The organism is Thioalkalivibrio sp. ALJ4 (genome assembly GCF_000377225.1).
Lineage (GTDB): Bacteria > Pseudomonadota > Gammaproteobacteria > Ectothiorhodospirales > Ectothiorhodospiraceae > Thioalkalivibrio.
This window is the reverse complement of the sequence record NZ_KB897918.1, coordinates 105,812-123,666: the sequence shown is the minus strand read 5'-3', so window position 1 is coordinate 123,666 and position 17,855 is coordinate 105,812. Positions and strand designations below refer to the sequence as shown.

The window sequence follows — 17,855 nt, the reverse complement described above, 5'->3', positions numbered from 1 at the left end:
GGCACCCCAGGTTTTCCGAGACAAGGCGCGGTCCTTGCCGGTAGTGGTTCTACCGGCAAGGACCGCAACGCAGGATCGGGGAACCTGGGGCGCCAACCCCACAAGCTATTGAATGCAGGGGCTCGGCCGCTTTTGCGTGGGAACGGCGTTGCGGCTCCCTTGTGCAGAATGACTGCACGGCAGTCACCGCGCCTTGTTCGCACGCAAAAGCGACTCGAGCGCGAGCGTGTACATTCATCAGTGTTTCCCTAGCCTATTTCGACCAGAAGTTCAGGTCCTCGAAAAAGCCCTTCACGCCATCCAGCCAGGAGTGCGCCTGCGGGCTGTGCTTGGTGCCGCCCGCCTGAGTTGAATCCTCGAACTGGCGCAGTAGCGCCTTTTGCTCCTTGGTCAGGTTGATCGGGGTCTCCACGGTCACCCGGCAGATCAGATCGCCGACACCACCCCCGTGCACGGACTGCACGCCCTTGCCACCGACGCGGAACTGCTTGCCGGTCTGGGTCTCGGCGGGCACCTTCAGCTTCACCCGACCGTCCAGGCAGGGAACCTCCAGTTCGCCGCCGAGTGCGGCGGTGGCAAACGAGATCGGCACCTCGATGTGCAGATCCGATCCGTCGCGGCGGAACAGCTTGTGCGGCTTGACCCGCACCTGCACATAGAGATCCCCCGGCGGGCCGCCGTTGACCCCGGCCTCGCCCTGACCGGCCAGGCGAATGCGGTCGCCGCTGTCGACCCCGGCGGGGATCTTCACGTCCAGCGTGTTCTGCTCCTGCACCCGGCCGTTGCCGTTACAGGCCTTGCAGGGGCTGGCGACGATCTTGCCCGAGCCCTCGCAGCGCGGGCAGGTCTGCTGCACCGAGAAAAAGCCCTGCTGGATGCGCACCTGGCCCACGCCGTTACAGGTCGGGCAGGTCTCCGGCGAGGTCCCCGGTTCGGCACCCGAGCCGTCACAGGCCTCGCAGGAGACGGTGGTCGGGATGCGGATCTTGACCTCGGTACCGAACACGGCCTCCTCGAGGGTCAGGTCCAGGTTGTACTGCAGGTCGGAGCCGCGGAATGCACGCGAACCGCGCGCGCGACCACCGCCACCCCCGAAGATGTCGCCAAAGATATCCTCGAAGATATCCGAGAAATTGGAGGCCCCGGCACCGCCACCAAAGCCCCCGGCCCCACCATCGACGCCGGCATGGCCGTAGCGGTCGTAGGCTGCACGCTTCTGGTCGTCGCTGAGGACGTCATAGGCGGCGCGCGCCTCCTTGAACTTGGCCTCGGCCTCCTCGTCCCCCGGATTGCGATCGGGGTGGTACTTCATCGCGAGGCGGCGAAAGGCCTTCTTGATGTCGGCGGCCGAGGCGTCCTTGGAGACGCCCAGCACCTCGTAGTAGTCGCGTTGTGACATGGTCCTTCCCAGCTAGCCCGAATGTTCGCGTGAACGCGGGATGCCTTCACGCAAACGCCCGGAGAGTACCCCGGGCGCGGCGTTAAAACGACAGGGAAACGCAAGTCTCCCTGGCGGCGGGGCACCAGGCCCCATCGGGTGTGGCATCAGCCCTGCTTCTTCTGGTCGTCGTCGACTTCCTCGAACTCGGCGTCCACGACGTCGTCGGCCTGCTGCTCGCCACCGGCCTGCTCGGCCCCGGCCTCGCCCGCGGCGTCCGCGCTCTGGGCATAGGCCTTCTCGGCCAGCTTGCCGGAGGCCTCGGCCAGCTTCTGGGTGGACTGTTCGATGGCCTCGACGTCGTCACCCTCCATGGCCTTCTTGACCTCGGCGACGGCCGCCTCGATCGCGGAACGCTCGTCGTCGGAGACCTGGTCACTCAGGTCCTTCAGTGACTTCTCGGCCGAGTGCACCAGGGCATCGGCCTGGTTACGGGCGCCGACCAACTGATGGAACTTCTTGTCTTCCTCGGCATGGGCCTCGGCGTCCTTGACCATCTGTTCGACTTCCTCGTCGGACAGGCCGGAGGAGGCCTTGATCACGATCTTGTTCTCCTTGCCGGTCGCCTTGTCCTTGGCCGAGACGTTCAGGATACCGTTGGAATCGATGTCAAAGGTGACCTCGATCTGCGGCACGCCGCGCGGCGCGGCCGGGATGTCCTGCAGGTCAAAACGGCCCAGCGACTTGTTGGCGCTGGCCATCTCGCGCTCACCCTGCAGCACGTGCACGGTCACCGCGGTCTGGTTGTCGTCGGCGGTGGAGAACACCTGGTTGGCCCGGGTCGGGATGGTGGTGTTCTTCTCGATCAGCTTGGTCATCACGCCGCCCATCGTCTCGATCCCGAGCGACAGGGGGGTCACGTCCAGCAGCAGCACGTCCTTGACGTCGCCACCCAGCACTCCGGCCTGCACCGCGGCACCGACCGCAACGGCCTCGTCCGGGTTCACGTCCTTGCGCGGCTCCTTGCCGAAGAAGGACTGCACCGCTTCCTGCACCTTGGGCATGCGGGTCTGACCGCCGACCAGGATCACGTCGTCCACCTCGGAGGCGGACAGGCCGGCATCCTTCAGCGCGACCTTGCACGGCTCGATGGAGCGCTTGACCAGGTCGTCGACCAGGCTCTCCAGCTTGGCGCGGGTAATCTTCAGCGCCAGGTGCTTCGGCCCGGTGTTGTCGGCCGTGATGTACGGCAGGTTGACCTCGGTCTGCTGGCTGGAGGACAGCTCGATCTTGGCCTTCTCGGCAGCCTCCTTCACGCGCTGCATCGCCAGCGGGTCGCCCTTGATGTCGATGCCCTGGTCCTTCTTGAACTCCTCGACCAGGTAGTCGATCAGGCGGTTGTCGAAATCCTCGCCACCCAGGAAGGTGTCGCCGTTGGTCGCCAGCACCTCGAACTGGTGCTCGCCGTCCACCTCGGCGATCTCGATGATCGAGACGTCGAAGGTACCGCCACCGAGGTCATACACGGCGATCTTGCGATCACCGCGCTGCTTGTCCATACCGTAGGCCAGTGCAGCCGCGGTCGGCTCGTTGATGATGCGCTTGACCTCGAGCCCGGCGATCTTGCCCGCGTCCTTGGTCGCCTGACGCTGGGAGTCGTTGAAGTAGGCCGGGACGGTAATCACCGCCTCGGTCACCGGCTCGCCCAGGTAGTCCTCGGCGGTCTTCTTCATCTTCTGCAGCACACGCGCGGAGATCTCTGGCGGGGCCATCTTCTTGCCCTGCACCTCGATCCAGGCATCGCCGTTGTCGGCCTTCACGATGTTGTAGGAGACCAGCTTGATGTCCTTCTGGACCTCGCCTTCATCGAACTTGCGCCCGATCAGGCGCTTGGCCGCAAAGATGGTGTTCTGCGGATTCGTAACCGCCTGGCGCTTGGCGGACTGGCCGACCAGCACCTCGCCATCTTCACTGAACGCGACGATGGACGGGGTGGTGCGGGTGCCTTCCGCGTTCTCGATGACCTTGGCCTGGTCGCCTTCCATGACGGCGACACAGGAGTTGGTGGTCCCGAGGTCGATACCGATGATCTTGCCCATGGCTGAATTCTCCTGATGCGAAAATTTGTGCTCGGCAGAGAACGACTCTCTGCCAACTTGTACGGGAATCTGGGGCCCCGGGCCGCGTTTTCAAGGGACGCCCTGTCACGCGCCCCGAAAACCGCCCCGCAGGGACCGGGTCAGGCGCTCTCGTCGATGTTGGGCGAGGTGGGCGCCTTGGAGACCACGACCATCGCCGGGCGCAGCACGCGGTCCTGCAGGAGGTAGCCCTTTTGCATGGTCGCCACCACGGTATTCGGCGGATTTTCCGGGTCTTCCTGCATGGACATTGCCTGATGCCGTTCCGGGTCGAAACGCTCGCCGGTGGGATCCTCGGCCTGGATACCGAACTTCTCGAACACCCGGTTCAGGTTTTTCAGGGTCAGCTCGGCGCCTTCGATGATGCGCTCGACATCCTTGGACTCGCGGGCAGCCTGCAGGCCCATCTCCAGGGAGTCGCCCACCTCCAGCATCTCGGAGGCGAATTTTTCCATCGCATACTTGTGCGCGTTCTCCAGCTCGCGTTCGAAGCGCCGGCGCTGATTTTCCAGCTCCGCCTGGGCGCGCAGGGCCTGGTCGCGGCGCTCCTCGGCCAGGGCCTCGAGCTCCTGCAGGCGCGAATCGGCATCCTCAACGGCCTCGTCGCCCTCGGGCTGGGTATTCTCCGAATCCGCGGCCTCGAATGCTTCCGCCGGTTCCTGGGGTTCACGCTGATCGGACATGTCTGCCTCGTAAAATCGGTGAAAAAGTAAAACGCATGCCGGACCCTGCGGGCGGCACACGCGGATCAATTCGGTTTGACTATCGGGACTCTGGGGGCACCCTGCGCGGTTTCAAGGGCGTCCGGCTATTTCGTGTCATGGACCGGGTCGCCAAGCGCCGAACCCAGCAGGCGCGCGGTCACATCGACAATCGGAATCACGCGATCGTAGGACATGCGCGTGGGTCCGATCACCCCGAGCACGCCGACCACTTCCCCGTCGACACTGTAGGGCGCGGTGACCACCGAACAGTTCTCGAACCAGTCGAGCCCGGACTCGCGCCCGATGAAGATCTGCACCCGGTCGCTGCGGATGCACTGATCCAGAATCCCGAGGATCTCGCGCTTCTCGTTGAAGGCCTCCAGCAGCTGGCGCAGGCGGTCGATGTCCGCCAGCTCCTCGTAGCTGAGCAGGTGAGTCTGACCCGCCACCACGACATCGTCCGGGTCTTCGCCGGCCACGGCCTTCTCGCCCAGATCAATGGCCGCCAGCATCATCGCATCGAGGTTCTCGCGCACGTCGCGCATCTCGCGCAGCAGGGCATCGCGCACCGCGTGCAGGCTCTTGCCGGCCAGGTGCGCGTTCAGGTAGTTGGCCATGCGCTGGAGATCGTCCTGATCGAAGTCGCGCTCCAGCTCCAGTACGCGGTTCTGCACCTCCTTGCCGTCGATCACCAGGATCGCCAGCACCCGGCGTTCGCCCAGGCGCAAGAACTCGAGCTGGCTGAGCGCCACGTTGCGGTGGCGCGGCAGGCGCACCATGCCCGCCATGCGCGTCACCTGCGACAGCAGGTTGGAGGTCGCGCCCATCAGGTCCTGGGTGGTCGCGTTCGGGTCGAAACCCGACTGGATCGCGCGAATCTCCTCAACCGTCGGTTCGCGCACCTCGAGCAGGCTGTCGACGAACAGGCGGTAGCCGCTCGCGGTCGGGATCCGCCCGGCGGAGGTGTGTGGCGCCTGAATCAGACCCAGGTCCTCGAGATCGGCCATCACGTTGCGCACCGTGGCCGCACTGACATTGAGGCCGGAGGTGCGCGCGAGGGTACGCGAGCCGACCGGCTGACCGTCGCGGATATAGCTCTCGATCAGGGTCCGCAGCAGGGTACGGGCCCTGGCATCCAGATTGATCGCAGCATTTTCCATCGGTGATCAGCGCTCCATGGGGGCGAGTAACAACGCCCAGTGTTCGATCCGCACCGGGAGACGTCAAGAAACCGCGGATGCAGTCGCCCGTCCTTTTCCGGATAATGCCGCCATGATGCCGGAATTCAAGACGATCGGGCTGGTGGGCAAGACCAGCGACTCGCGCACGGGCCCGCTGGTGGCGCGACTGGTGGAGCTGCTCCACTCGCGCGACCGCCAGGTCCACATGGAGCAGGACATCCCCGGCTTCGACCGCCCGGACGACATCGCCCTGCTCCCCCTGGCCGAACTCGCCGAGGCCGCCGATCTGCTGGTCGTGATCGGCGGCGACGGCACGTTGCTGGCCACCGCGCGGCGGATCGCCGACAACGAAACCCCGGTACTCGGCATCAACCTCGGGCGGCTGGGCTTCCTGGTGGATGTCTCGCCGGAGACGGCCTGCGAGGAACTGGGCGAGGTTCTCGACGGCGCGTACGAACTGGAACCGCGCGCAATGCTCGAGGCCGAGCTGATCCGCGACGGCGTCACCATCCACGAAGGTATCGCGCTCAACGACGTGGTACTGCACGTGCTGAGCGTGGTCCGCATCATCGAATTCGACACCGCGATCGACGGCATGGACATCGGCCGCCTGCGCGCCGACGGGCTGGTCGTGGCCACTCCCACCGGCTCCACCGCCTACGCCCTATCCGCCGGCGGCCCGATCCTGACCCCGCAGCTGGATGCGATGGTCATGGTCCCGGTCTGCCCGCACAGCCTGAACCACCGCCCGCTGGTGGTCAGCGGCCGTTCCACGGTGGAGATTCGCCTGTCCAGCGGGAGCCGGTCACCGGCCCAGATCGCGCTGGATGGTCAGGAGAACATCGACTTTGCCCCCGGCGATCTGGTGCGCATCCGCCGCCGCGAGCGCAACCTGACCCTGATCCACCCGCGCGAACACTACTTCCTGCGCGTGCTCCGGACCAAGCTGCGCTGGGGCGAGCAGCCCTGATCCCGCCATGCTGCGACTGATCAGCATCCGCGACTTCGCGATCATCGACCAGCTGGAACTGGAGCTGGACACGGGCCTGAGCGCCCTGACCGGCGAGACCGGGGCCGGCAAATCCATCCTGATCGACGTGATCGGCCAGCTGCTGGGCGACCGTGCGGATGCGGGCATGGTGCGCGAAGGCGCCGAACAGGCCGACCTGTCCGCGGAGTTTGCCCTGCCCGACACGGGCCCGGCCGGCACATGGCTGGCCGAACAGGATCTGGCGGACCCCGATGACGACGCGGTGCTCCTGCGGCGGGTCCTGACCCGCCAGGGCAAGAGCCGCGCCTGGATCAACGGCCGCCCGGTCGCGGTCGGCCAGCTGCGCACGCTGGGCGAGTGGCTGGTGGACATCCACGGCCAGCACGCCCATCAGCAGCTGCTGCAGCGCGACACCCAGCGCCACTGGCTAGACGGCTTCCTAGAAGGCGACCGCGTGCCCCGTGTGCGCGAGGCCCACACGGCCTGGCGCGAGGCCGCTCGCGCGCTGGAGCAGGCCCGTGAGAGCCAGGCCGACACCTCCGACCGCCTCGACCTGCTGCGCTTCCAGACCACCGAGCTGGCCGAACTGGCCCCGGTACAGGACGAATACCCGCAACTGCTCGTCGAGCAGAACCAGCTCGCCCACGGCACCGAGGTGCTGACCGCGCTGCAGACCGCCAGCCAGCAGATCGAGGACGACGCCGGACTGGATACCCAGATCGGCCATGTCCTGCACGCACTGCAGGGCGCCGAGCAGCACGACGACCGGGTCAGCCCGGCTGTCGAGCTGCTGGAATCCGCGCGCATCCAGATCATTGAGTCCAACGACACCCTGCGCCGGCTGGCCGAAGGCATCGAACTGGACCCGGAGCGCCTGGCCGAACTGGACCAGCGCGTCGGCGAGTACCTGCGCCTGGCGCGCAAGCACCGCGTCGATCCCGAGGCCCTGCCGGGCCTGCACGACGAACTTCAGACCGAGCGGGACGCCCTGGAGAACGGCGACCAGACCCTCGAGGCCCTGGAGGCGCGCGAACAGGAGACCCGCGCCGCCTTTGATGCGGCCGCCGCGGCGCTCAGCAAGGCCCGCCAGCAGACCGCCAAACGCATCGGCCAGGCAGTCACCGACACCATGCAGGAGCTGGGCATGGCCGGCGGCCACTTCGAGATCGCGATCGAGCCTGCCGACAAGCCACAGGCGCACGGCCAGGACCAGATCGAGTTCCGCGTCGCCGCGAACCCCGGCGCCGCGCCCCAGCCGATGGCGAAGGTCGCCTCCGGCGGCGAGCTCTCGCGTATCGGGCTCGCGCTACAGGTGCTGGCCAGCCAGCAGCAGACCGTGCCCACGCTGATCTTCGACGAGGTCGACAGCGGCATCAGTGGCGCGGTCGCCGAGGTCGTCGGGCGCAAGCTGCGCACCCTGGGCGAGCGCCATCAGGTCCTGTGCGTGACCCACCTGGCCCAGGTCGCCGCCCAGGCCCACCAGCAGCTGGAGGTGCAGAAGTCGCACGGCAAGGACGGCACCCGCACCGCCATCCAACCGCTGGACGACGAGCGCCGCGTGGAGGCCCTGGCCCGCCTGATCGGCGGCACCCAGCTCACCGAGACCACCCGCACCCACGCCCGCGAACTCCTCGCCTCTGCTGGCTAGTCCTGCACGAAGACCACAAGGCAAAGCGTAGGATGCGATGAGCGCAGCGAATCGCATCGCATCGCTTCAAGCGTGGAACCTGCTTCAACCCCAATGATGCGATTCGCTGCGCTCATCCGCATCCTACACCCCGCGCGGATCGTGGAGCGGACGCTACAGAATCACCACCAGTGAGTGGCCCATACGGTTCAGGGCCGCGCCGGCCAGGTGCCGTCCGCCAGATGGCGCGCGCCGGGCGGCAGGCGTGGCATCCAGTAGACCCAGAGGGCCGCCGGGCCTTCCTCGGTCCAGGCGGGCACCAGGGCACGGCGATACTCCCCGCGGCCGTCCGCGCGCACGCCCTCGAGGGCATCGATGTGTGGCAGAGTCCGTGGCGGATCGGGCAGGCGAATCCACTCGCCGTGCACAAGCCCCTGCGTCCCCTCCGGGACTGGCTGCGTCAGACCCCGAAAGCGGTGCTGATGCCCCGCGTCACGGGCCGGGTCCTGACCGGCCTTCAGGAGAATGCTGCTGCCAGGGACCTGCACGGCGGGATAGCCCACGGGCAGGTCATAGATCGACCCCGCGATGCTGGCCGTACGAATCCGGAGGGCCCGCGCGCAGAATGCGCGGTGGTTGGCGAAGCCCTGCTTCAGCGTCCCGTACACGAACAGGTCAACAAACGCCGCCATACCGATGCCTACTCCTGCGAGAGCCGTACCACCGGGCGCCACAGGCGCGCGGACTCCGGCACCTGGCCGGGCCAGTCGACCACGTAGTCGATCAGGGGGAGATCCGGGGCATCACACTCGCGGATGACCCTTCCGGCCACCGAGACGCGGGCGCGCTTGACCGTCTCCGGATCGCCTGTCAGCAGAGGGTGCCAGGTGGGCAGAGGCTGGCCCTCGAAGCGCAGTCGGTAGGCGCAGGTCGGCGGCAGCCAGTGGTAGCTGGGCAGGTCTTCCAGGGTGAGCTGGATGCAGTCGGGCACGAAGTTGCGGCGGTTTGCGTAGTCCGAACAGGCGCCGGTCTCGCAGTCGAGCAGGTCGCAGGCCAGCCAGGTAAAGGCCAGTTCGCCCGAGTCCTCGTCTTCCAGTTTGTGCAGGCAGCAGCGGCCGCAGCCATCGCACAGGGCCTCCCACTCGGCGTGGCTCAGCGTCTCCAGCGGGCGCTCCCAGAACGGGACCGAGGCCCCGTCTGCGGGATCACTCATGATCCTCGCCGAGCATGCGCCGTCCCTCATCACGCAAGCGGCTCACCGTCTGGGCCCAGCGCTCCTGGGTCACGAAGTGCATCAGCACGCGGCCCCGGCGCGGCACCATGATGGCCAGGCCACGATCCGGATAAAGCCAGTAGCTGTGGTCGGAATCGATTTGCATGCGCTCGGCCGGCTCGCCAAAGCGTTCCTCCAGAACGTCGTGGGTCCAGCGCGCGCGGGGGATGTAGCTCATCTCGACGATCGGCACATTGCCCAGCGAACTGAGCGCCTCGTCGCTCAGCCCGTAGCGCCATGCCCCGCTGGGCATGGGCCGATCGGAGGTCGTCTGGGACTCGATGCGATCAAGGTCGGCTTCGTCCAGATCCGGGCGCAGCACCAGGTTCGTCTCGAACGGCGGGATGCGCGCGTTCACGTAATAGGCCTCGACTGAACGACTGCCGTCCGGGTCCACGAACAGGCGGATATCCGGCACCGGCAGACGGCCCATCTGGTCCGCCATCGTGGATTCACCCAGCGTGATGCCCAACACGCGGGTGCGCTGCTCGTCGATCACCTGCACCTGCCAGGGCAGGTCGGTGAACTGCTGGGTACGCTGACCGCCCGGGTTGGAATAGACCCACATCGCCAGCGCCATGATCACGGCCATCGCGATCAGTCCCACGATCCAGCGTATCTGCATGCCTTGCACTCCCCGACGCGAGGCGGCCACGGCGCGCCGGCTCTCGTATAATGCCGGCCCTCCCGCTGACCACCGGATGACAGCCCGCCATGTTCTCACGTTTGTCCGCCTGGATCACCGCCCGCTCCGTGCCTGCCGGCAGTACCGGCCGCATCGTCGTGCTGGCCCCGAAACAGACCTTGCTGGCCGCCGTCGACTGGCTGGACGACCTGGCCATCACGGCGGGCCCGCTAACGCTCGGCGTAACCGATGCCGAACGCGATGGAGACTTGCCCGACCCGGGTGGTGACCGGCCCGCAGTGGCGCTGCCACCGGACCTGGCCCGGGAACGTCTCGCACGCCTGCAACCTCGGGCCGTGGTCGTCATCGGACCGGTTGGCGAACTGGGCCCGCCACTCGCCGCGATCACCGCGCCCCGCCTCTGGGTGAACGCCGAGGGCGACGCACCCACCGGCGTCGAGTGGGCCGGGGTCTTTGCTGCACGCGATCAGGCCTGTAACGCGCCCGGGGCACGGGTGATCGGCGACCCGATCGCAGGGGCTGTCGAGCTGCCCGCGGCCCCGGCGCCCGACACGGGCTTCTGCGAACGCTTTCGCGAATATCACGAGAAGGGGCACCCTATCCTGCTCGCCCCCAACACGGGGCCCGGCGAGGAGGCCTTTGCGTTCGCGGTGCTGTTCGCCGTGCTGCGCAAGACCGCCGCGATCCTGCTACTGGCACCGGCAGACCGCGAACGCCACGAGCCGGTGTACCGCGACGCGATCAAGTACTCGCTCCCGATCATCCGCCACAACCGCTTCATGACCTCCTTTGTGCCGCGCAAGAACCGGGTGTACTACATCGAGGACCCCGAGACCCTGCACTCGGCCTATGGCTGCGCGCACATCACCCTGCCTGGCGGCACACTGGCCGCCAGCGAAACACCGCCGGACCTCGGGCTGCCCCTGGCTCACGGCAGTGCCGTCGTCTGCGGCCCGGCGGACAACCCGACTCAGCCGGACGCTGCGACCCGGCTGCGACTGGCCGCCGAGCACACCGGTCTGGTGTCGCGTGGCAGCACGCCGGAAGAGGTGGCCGACGAGGTGCTCGCACGCCTGGCCGAGGGCCGGACCGCACAGGATCGACGCGATGACCTGGCGCAATGGCAGCAGCGCCAGGCCGATGCCCGCTCCATCGTTCGCGATGCCCTGACCGGCAGCCTCGCCAACGCATGAAGCGCCTTCCAAGTAATTGATCTATAATTATCAAGACGTTCATTTAACGGATTCAGTCGATGATCGATGGCAGCGCGTCCCTGACGGGCATCCAGAACGGTGTCACCAGCCTGCGCCAGCAGGCGCATACGGTGGCCACCGAGCCGGCCGGCGGGCGCGAAAGCACAACCGCGCAGGTCGGCATGATCGCGAGCCAGAATCAGGTCGAGGCCTCGGTGAAAACCCTGCAGGCCGAAGATCGCATGATCGGCTCGCTGCTGGACGTGCGCGCCTGAGACGGCGGATTCCGGGAGGCGGACGATGGAAGTCCCAGTCAGCAATCCTTCGGCGGCAGTCCCGCTCGGCACGCGGCCGACGGGTTCCGATCGCCTGGGACTCGGCCAGACCTCGGCACCCGCGGAGTTTGACCGCCCGCTGAACGATCCCGAGGCCGGCGAGGCCCGCCGTCCGATCGAGGACGATGCGGAGCAGGATAGCGATCGCCGTGGTGGCGACCAGAGTGACCGCTCGCTGGAGTTCGGCGCGCGTTCCGAACAGGAACTGTCGAGCCGTGCGCGCATCAGCGCCGAGCAGGAGGCAGCCCGCATGCGCCGCGATGGCGACACGCTGGACGATTCAGCGATTCGTGATGGCAGTTCGTTGGGGCAGGACGGCGTCGAGGCCTTGCGACGTCGGGTGGAACTGGCCGTGCGTCTGGCAGGCCCCACCGAGGAGCCACGGCGCGAACTTAACGTGGTGGTCTAGTAGCGCCACCTTAAGCGCCAACCCCGCCGATTATTGCAGCCGCGTCACCGGCTGTCCCTGGCTTTGCAACCACTCGCGGGCCTTCTCGCCCGCATGCAATCGTTCGTCGGGAGACAGCTCCCGGGCCACGCGCTCGCGGTAACGGGCCGCGTTGGCCACGCCCATCTCGGCGGCGATCGCGTACCACTTGAACGCCGACACGTCCGAACGCTCCACGCCCTCGCCCATCGCGAACAGCCGCCCCAGATTCGCGGCACCCCGGCCTTCGCCACCCTCGGCCGCCAGCAGATACCACTGCGCGGCCTGTTCGGCGTCCTGGGGCAAGCCGCGCCCCTCATCGAACTTGAGCCCGAGATTGAACATCGCCTGAGCATTGCCGCGCTCGGCCGCTACGTGAAACCAGCGGGCGGCCTCGTTGGCATCGGGGGCGACGCCATCGCCCTGCTCGTAGAGGACGGCGAGATTGAAGGCTGCATCCGGAAAGCCGGCCTCCGCTGCCCGGCGGTACCAGCGCGCGGCCGCTTCCGGATCGCGCGGCTGATATTGCCCCTCGTCGGCCAGGACGCCCAGGTTATAGGCGCAGCGGGCATCGCCAGCTGCGGCACCGGCGCGCCAGCCGTCGATCGCGGCCTCGATATCGCCGCGCCCCCAGGCCTTGCGGGCCTGCTCCACGAGGTTTTCCAGTTCTGGAGTATCAGCCATCGTCTGTCCTGCGAACCCGGTACTGTCCGGGACCCTCCGGGTAGTAGTGAGTTCACTTTAACGCCCCCTCATGTAGAGGGCGATTTGGCACACAGTCTTTCGTGACGGCCGGCACAGCTAGGGACGCGCCGAAAAATCGGGTCGAACTCATAAAAACGGTTGTTGTCCCCTGCACGGAAAGCAGAGTGTTTTCACGCACGACTCACCCAAAGCCTTCGGACAACAAGGAGAGGCATTATGAAACGATCCACTGGAATTCTGGCGACGCTCGCAATCGCCCCGTTCGCCCTGCTGGTCGGCTGCGGCGAAGGCGACATGGACATGGAAGAGTTCGAGCAGCAACAAATGGAGCAGCAGGAACAAGGTGGTGGCGAGCCGATGCAACCGCCGGCGGATGAGGGCATGCAACAGCAGCAACCCCCGCAGGAAGGCGGCCAGATGCCGGATGAAGAAGGCAGCATGGAACCGCCCGCGGACGAGGGTGGCGAACAGGACTTCTAGTCCTGTCACCTGCCTGAAGCACGCAAAAGGAGGGGCCAGGCCCCTCCTTTTTTATGTCCGACCGACTGCATCGAACACCGCAAACAAAAAGGGCAGCGACAATGGCCGCTGCCCTTCTGGATCAGAAAACCTGACAACTAACGATCAGTTGTCGAAGGTGTCTTCCATCTCTTCGCCAGCATCTTCCATCGAATCGCCGGCATCATCCATGGCGTCATCAATGTCTTCGCCCGCCTCTTCGGCCGGGCCCTGGTTGTCACAGCCGGCGAGGCTGGCACCGCCCAGCGCCAGCATCAGCGCCAGGAAGAAAATCGTCAGTCGAGACTTGTTGAGCATCGGTTCGCTCCTTTACCGGAAAATGGATCCTTCTCGTAGATAGTCCAATCGGCGACCTCTGTCGAGGACCGCCGCTTGCTGGACTCGGGCGTTGGGACCATCGGCAAACCGGAATGATCGCCGCTCCAGGCACCTGCCCTGCCACACTGTGATCGACGTCCGGTTTTTCGGCGGGCCCGGTGGCAACCGATCAGAAACGGGCATTCAGCGAAACGAACAGCCGCCGGGGCTCGTAGATGTTGTTGTAGACATTGCTGAAGGTGGTTTCTCCGGTGTCCTCCCGGGCATACGGCCGGTAGTCCTTGAAGTCCTTGTCGAAGAGGTTGTAGATCGTCGCGTTCAGCGTGACGTTCTCGGAGATGTGGTAGGCCGCACCGACGTTCACCATCGTGAACCCGTGGAAATCTCCCAGGGCATCGTAGGCGCCTTGCGCGCTGCCACCGTCCTGCGGCTCGTGATAATTGCGCGGGCGGAAGGCGCTGGAGCGGTACTCGGCCTCGGCGAAGGCCTCGACCCGCGGGGTCGCCTGCCAGTCCAGTCGGGCATTGAGCATGTGCTCGGGCACGCTGGCCAGCGGGTCGCCGACGTTGCTGGCGGCGGTCCCGCCCCGTTTTACCTCGCTGTCCGTCCAGGTGTAGTTGGCCGAGAACGCCCAGTCGGGTGCGAAGCGGTAGCGCGTCGAGAGCTCGAGCCCCCGCACTACGGACTCGCCAATGTTTACGTCGATGCCTTCATTGGCCCCGGTGCCACGTTCGATCTTATCCTTGAGCTCGTTGCGGAACACGGTCGCCTGGGCCGAGAAATCCTGGCGGTTGTCATAGGCGACAGTGAACTCGACGTTGGTGCTGCGCTCGGGCTCCAGGTCCGGGTTGCCGAACAGCGGCGTGGAGCCACCGTCGCCATAGCCGATCACCCCGCCGGTGATCTGCTCGATATACGGGGCGCGAAAGCCCTGACCGATCCCACCCTTGAGCGTGACGGTGTCCGTCGCACTGAACACCCCGTACAGGCGCGGCGTGATCTGACTGCTGAAGTTTTCATTGTCGTCAAACCGCAGACCACCGGTCAGGGTGAACCGGTCGGTCATGAACCACTCGTCTTCGACGAACAGGCTGTACTGCCAGAAAGACAGCGAATCCGGCAGGATGCCGTCTTCCAGCTTCGGACGCAGATACTGCCCCCCGACCGTCAGCACGTGGTCATCCAGATACGTGACCACCTGAGTATCCAGGATCGTGGTGTCCAGCCGGAGCGTTCGCGGCGCGCCTTCGCGCGAGGCATCCGGAACGGCCCCCTCGTTGATCGTACGCCCGAGCGTCTCCACCCGATCCTGGGTCAGGGTGGTCTCCCAGGTCCCGAAGTCGTAATCGCCCCGATGGCCGAGACGCACCTGATCCCGCTGGAACTCGAGGTCGCGCGAATAGCCGCGCAGGAAGTCCTCGCGTGAATCGCCCGTGCCCGTCAGGCGCCCGAGCTGTCCGCGCGAGTTGTCATAGCTTTGTCGCGTGGTATCCAGCCGCAGGGAGAATTCATCCTGCGCATTGGGTGTGAACAGCAGGCGACCGCCAAAGGTCTCGACATTCGCGCTCGTCGGGTTCTGCCCCATGGTGCGGTTGTCGGTCAGGCTGGGCTCGGTGCCGGGGATGTCGATGCTGGAGGCCGAGCGCTCGTACAGACGCGTATACAGCTGCATGGACAGGCGTTCGTCCACCAGCGGGCCGGCAAGATAGCCTTCCAGGGTGGAGTAGCCGCCAAAGTCGGAATCCGACTGGAACGTATGCCCCAGCGTTGCGGAGCCCTCCCACTCGTCACCCGGCTGGCGGGTGATGATGTTGACCACGCCCCCGATCGCGTCGGAGCCATACAGGGTGGACATCGGGCCGCGAATCACCTCGATCCGCTCTATTGCCGCAACCGGCGGAATGAACACGCTGGAGGCATCCGTAAATGCATTCGGGGCCACGGTGCCGGAGACGTTCTGGCGCACACCGTCGATCAGCACCAGGGTGTATTCCTCGGGCAGGCCGCGCAGGCTGATCGTCTGATTGCCGGTCTTGCCGCTGCGGGCATCCAGCGAGCGCACGTTCACCCCTTCGACCCCGCGCAGTGCATCCGCGAGGCTGGTGACCTCGCGGCGCTCCAGCTCTTCGCGCGTCACCACGGAGATGCTGGCCGGCGCCTGTTCGAGATCCTGCTCGAAACCGCCCGCCGTGATGACGACCGGCGAGAGGCGCTCTGTGCCGTTGGAGGGATCCTCCTGTGCGTACACTACGGGGGTTGCCAGCGCCGCCCCCACCGACAGAGCCAACAATTGCTTCTTCATCATGATCAGTCTCCCTGTAAAAGACGTCCGACTGACCATAGGGCTGGTCAGCATCACGGGAGGCTGGCTGGCGGGCTCCGGCTGATTCCGGCGCTGGCTGGCTTGCCTGAAAACTCCTTCAGTACAACTACTTGGTCAATATCAGTTTCTTGCTGGAGGTCACCCGCAGGGTGTAACACTGCCCCTCGTGGCGGATAAACAGACGGTCGGCGTCGCGCAGCAATTCGCTCGACGCGACCTCCCTAGGCACAGCGCCAGGGCCGTCGCATACGCCCCGGCCGGCCGGGGGGAACGCCTTGGATGCCGGGATGCGCCCGCCTTCACTGAAACTCATGTTTGTCTCCCCGGCCGCCCCGGGGGCGGTCGTACTCGTAACGGTTACGACGCGGAGCTCGCCTGGCTCTGCTCGTAGTTCTGCAAACCGATGCGATCGATGAGCTGCAGCTGCGTCTCCAGCCAATCGATATGGCTTTCCTCGCTGTCCAGGATCTTTTGCAGCAGATCCCGCGTCACGAAGTCCCGCACCTGCTCGCAGTGGGCAATGGCGTCGCGGTAGATGGGGGTACCCGCATGCTCGAGCGCCAGATCCGCTTCCAGGATCTCGCGGGTGTTCTCGCCAATACTCAGCGTGCCCAGGTCCTGCAAATTGGGCAGCCCTTCGAGAAACAGGATGCGGTTGATCAGCTCGTCCGCGTGTTTCATCTCGTCGATCGATTCTTCATATTCGGCCGCGGCCAGTTTCTCCAGCCCCCAGTCCTTGAACATGCGGGAATGGAGGAAATACTGGTTTATCGCGGTCAACTCGCCCTTGAGGGCCTGGTTGAGGTAACGAATTACATCCTTATCGCCTTGCATCAGAACTCTCCTGAGAAGATATTTTGGGGTTGGTCGGGTCAAACGCCGGATTGATTAAAGAGACCCCGGGACCGCCAGGGTCCGTCCCCACTATCCCGCCCGGCTTCGCCCGGATGCAAGGCACCCTCAACGCGTCGATACAATATCGGTAATGCGAACGATTTGCAACACCATTATCTATATTTGCAGCGAAACCGGCTGGACAGGCCACGGTAATCTCCTGGCACCTGCCTCAACGAATCAGGGGCACATCCGCCAGACTTTCGATCTCCAGCCGATCGACGCAGCCCTCTATCGCGCCCTCGGGGCCTTCGCAGGCGGCGATCTCGTTGATCAGGATTCGCCCGATGCCGTCGCAGTCCGTGTCCGGCATCCGGAAGGCCCGCACGGAAGTGCTCCCCTCCCGCAGCGGTGCCAGTTCGACTGCGGTGCGGCGCTGAATAACCCCCTCCTTGTCGAAAACCACCATATCCAGCTGGAATGATTCCAGCGCTTCACCCAGGGCATTTTCCAGTACCAGATGGGCACGACAGTCATCACCGTCGGCTTCCAGCTTGTTGAGTTGGACACTGATCTCGGGGTCCGCTTCGGCTGCCGCGTTTCCCGAAAGGCCGAATACGAAAAGGCCCGCGATCAGTATCCGGATGCTCCTGCCTGGTAAATGCATGGGTAAGTCCTCGTTTTCAACTGGGTCTGCCGCCAAGGTCCGGGTCATCGGTCCTCATGCCGGTGTCCGTGACGGTGCTCCACTCCTGGTCAGCGAATGGAAAACGTTACGGGAACCACGATCTCGAACTCGTCTCGATCGATCGCGCTCGGCGCCGGAAACGGATCGGCGCGCTCGACCATCTCCTCGACCGCCCGATCCAGGATCCGGCTGCCGGATCCCTCCTCGATCCGATAGTCGACGACGTTGCCATCTCCATCGAGCCGCAACCAGACCGATGCCGTGCCCTCTTCTCTGCGGCGCTGGGCCTGGCGCGGATAGCGTTTGTGTTGCTCCACCCAAGCCTGCAGTTCCGCAAGATAATCGGGATCCACACCCGGCTCACCACCACCTTCGGCATCAGCGTCCGCAGGAGTGGCACCGGCACCCGGAGTACCGGCTTCCTCGTCGCCAGGGTCGTCCTCGACCGCTTCGGCGTCCTCATCCGTCGGGGAGGCATCCGCGGCCTCCACAGAGTCCGCATCGGAGTCTGGCTCTGGCTCTGGCTCTGGCTCTGGCTCTGGCTCTGGCTCTGGCTCTGGCTCTGGCTCTGGCTC

Annotated in this window: 20 protein-coding genes; 6 read left to right on the top strand and 14 right to left on the bottom strand. The window is 65.8% G+C overall.

Features of this window, described 5'->3' with window-relative positions; genetic code table 11:
• Positions 1 to 253 precede the first annotated feature (253 nt).
• The 4 genes from dnaJ to hrcA all read right to left on the bottom strand — a co-directional run bounded on the left by dnaJ (position 254) and on the right by hrcA (position 5,380).
• On the bottom strand, positions 254 to 1,399 hold the full coding sequence (gene dnaJ / locus C936_RS0106815; protein ID WP_018649076.1) for a molecular chaperone DnaJ: 1,146 nt from the start codon (positions 1,397 to 1,399) through the stop codon (positions 254 to 256).
• A 146-nt stretch (positions 1,400 to 1,545) separates the two neighbouring features.
• Positions 1,546 to 3,477, bottom strand: a complete 1,932-nt coding sequence (dnaK, locus tag C936_RS0106810) for a molecular chaperone DnaK (protein WP_018649077.1) — start codon at positions 3,475 to 3,477, stop codon at positions 1,546 to 1,548.
• 140 nt (positions 3,478 to 3,617) lie between these two features.
• Complete coding sequence (grpE, locus tag C936_RS0106805) at positions 3,618 to 4,199, bottom strand: nucleotide exchange factor GrpE (protein WP_018649078.1); 582 nt, start codon at positions 4,197 to 4,199, stop codon at positions 3,618 to 3,620.
• A 125-nt stretch (positions 4,200 to 4,324) separates the two neighbouring features.
• Positions 4,325 to 5,380, bottom strand: coding sequence for a heat-inducible transcriptional repressor HrcA (hrcA, locus tag C936_RS0106800; RefSeq protein WP_018649079.1), 1,056 nt, complete (start codon positions 5,378 to 5,380; stop codon positions 4,325 to 4,327).
• Positions 5,381 to 5,492: 112 nt separating this feature from the next.
• Between hrcA and C936_RS0106795 the strand changes: the two genes are divergently transcribed.
• Together C936_RS0106795 and recN are read left to right on the top strand one after the other, a co-directional pair.
• On the top strand, positions 5,493 to 6,371 hold the full coding sequence (locus C936_RS0106795) for an NAD(+) kinase (RefSeq protein WP_018649080.1): 879 nt from the start codon (positions 5,493 to 5,495) through the stop codon (positions 6,369 to 6,371).
• A gap of 7 nt (positions 6,372 to 6,378) precedes the next feature.
• Positions 6,379 to 8,040 carry a DNA repair protein RecN gene (recN, locus tag C936_RS0106790; protein ID WP_018649081.1) on the top strand — a complete coding sequence of 554 codons (1,662 nt, stop codon included), beginning with the start codon at positions 6,379 to 6,381 and terminating at the stop codon, positions 8,038 to 8,040.
• Between the two features lie 188 nt (positions 8,041 to 8,228).
• On the opposite strand, the gene C936_RS0106785 is transcribed toward recN, so the two are convergent.
• The 3 genes from C936_RS0106785 to C936_RS0106775 are packed head-to-tail and all read right to left on the bottom strand — an operon-like array spanning position 8,229 to position 9,917.
• Positions 8,229 to 8,711, bottom strand: a complete 483-nt coding sequence (locus tag C936_RS0106785) for a gamma-glutamylcyclotransferase (RefSeq protein ID WP_018174582.1) — start codon at positions 8,709 to 8,711, stop codon at positions 8,229 to 8,231.
• A gap of 8 nt (positions 8,712 to 8,719) precedes the next feature.
• A complete protein-coding gene (locus tag C936_RS0106780) occupies positions 8,720 to 9,232 on the bottom strand; it encodes a YcgN family cysteine cluster protein (protein WP_018649082.1) in 513 nt (170 codons plus the stop codon).
• Positions 9,225 to 9,917, bottom strand: coding sequence for a hypothetical protein (locus C936_RS0106775; protein ID WP_018137670.1), 693 nt, complete (start codon positions 9,915 to 9,917; stop codon positions 9,225 to 9,227). Before C936_RS0106775 ends, C936_RS0106780 begins: the two co-directional genes overlap by 8 nt.
• A gap of 89 nt (positions 9,918 to 10,006) precedes the next feature.
• Between C936_RS0106775 and C936_RS0106770 the strand changes: the two genes are divergently transcribed.
• From C936_RS0106770 to C936_RS0106760, 3 genes are read left to right on the top strand one after another with little or no spacing between them, the layout of a single operon-like run.
• Complete coding sequence (locus C936_RS0106770; protein ID WP_018649083.1) at positions 10,007 to 11,131, top strand: hypothetical protein; 1,125 nt, start codon at positions 10,007 to 10,009, stop codon at positions 11,129 to 11,131.
• Between the two features lie 59 nt (positions 11,132 to 11,190).
• Positions 11,191 to 11,406 carry a hypothetical protein gene (locus C936_RS0106765; RefSeq protein WP_018137668.1) on the top strand — a complete coding sequence of 72 codons (216 nt, stop codon included), beginning with the start codon at positions 11,191 to 11,193 and terminating at the stop codon, positions 11,404 to 11,406.
• 25 nt (positions 11,407 to 11,431) lie between these two features.
• A complete protein-coding gene (locus C936_RS0106760) occupies positions 11,432 to 11,875 on the top strand; it encodes a hypothetical protein (RefSeq protein WP_018649084.1) in 444 nt (147 codons plus the stop codon).
• Positions 11,876 to 11,905: 30 nt separating this feature from the next.
• Here C936_RS0106760 and C936_RS0106755 read toward each other — a convergent pair whose 3' ends face one another.
• Positions 11,906 to 12,577: a tetratricopeptide repeat protein gene (locus C936_RS0106755; protein ID WP_018137666.1), complete on the bottom strand. Its 672-nt coding sequence runs from the start codon at positions 12,575 to 12,577 to the stop codon at positions 11,906 to 11,908.
• Between the two features lie 237 nt (positions 12,578 to 12,814).
• On the opposite strand from C936_RS0106755, the gene C936_RS0106750 reads away from it, so the two are divergent.
• On the top strand, positions 12,815 to 13,078 hold the full coding sequence (locus tag C936_RS0106750) for a hypothetical protein (RefSeq protein WP_018137665.1): 264 nt from the start codon (positions 12,815 to 12,817) through the stop codon (positions 13,076 to 13,078).
• Positions 13,079 to 13,222: 144 nt separating this feature from the next.
• Here the strand turns inward: C936_RS0106750 and C936_RS0106745 are convergent, their stop codons facing one another.
• From C936_RS0106745 to C936_RS15110, 6 genes are all read right to left on the bottom strand, one after another.
• Positions 13,223 to 13,414: a hypothetical protein gene (locus C936_RS0106745; RefSeq protein ID WP_018137664.1), complete on the bottom strand. Its 192-nt coding sequence runs from the start codon at positions 13,412 to 13,414 to the stop codon at positions 13,223 to 13,225.
• Between the two features lie 190 nt (positions 13,415 to 13,604).
• Positions 13,605 to 15,740: a TonB-dependent receptor domain-containing protein gene (locus tag C936_RS0106740; RefSeq protein WP_018137663.1), complete on the bottom strand. Its 2,136-nt coding sequence runs from the start codon at positions 15,738 to 15,740 to the stop codon at positions 13,605 to 13,607.
• A 124-nt stretch (positions 15,741 to 15,864) separates the two neighbouring features.
• On the bottom strand, positions 15,865 to 16,071 hold the full coding sequence (locus C936_RS0106735; protein ID WP_018137662.1) for a hemin uptake protein HemP: 207 nt from the start codon (positions 16,069 to 16,071) through the stop codon (positions 15,865 to 15,867).
• 44 nt (positions 16,072 to 16,115) lie between these two features.
• Positions 16,116 to 16,592, bottom strand: a complete 477-nt coding sequence (gene bfr, locus C936_RS0106730) for a bacterioferritin (protein ID WP_018137661.1) — start codon at positions 16,590 to 16,592, stop codon at positions 16,116 to 16,118.
• A gap of 232 nt (positions 16,593 to 16,824) precedes the next feature.
• Complete coding sequence (locus C936_RS0106725; protein WP_012981855.1) at positions 16,825 to 17,259, bottom strand: hypothetical protein; 435 nt, start codon at positions 17,257 to 17,259, stop codon at positions 16,825 to 16,827.
• 89 nt (positions 17,260 to 17,348) lie between these two features.
• Positions 17,349 to 17,855, bottom strand: a 507-nt coding sequence (locus C936_RS15110) for an energy transducer TonB (RefSeq protein WP_038038640.1), incomplete at its 5' end; no start/stop codon positions are given.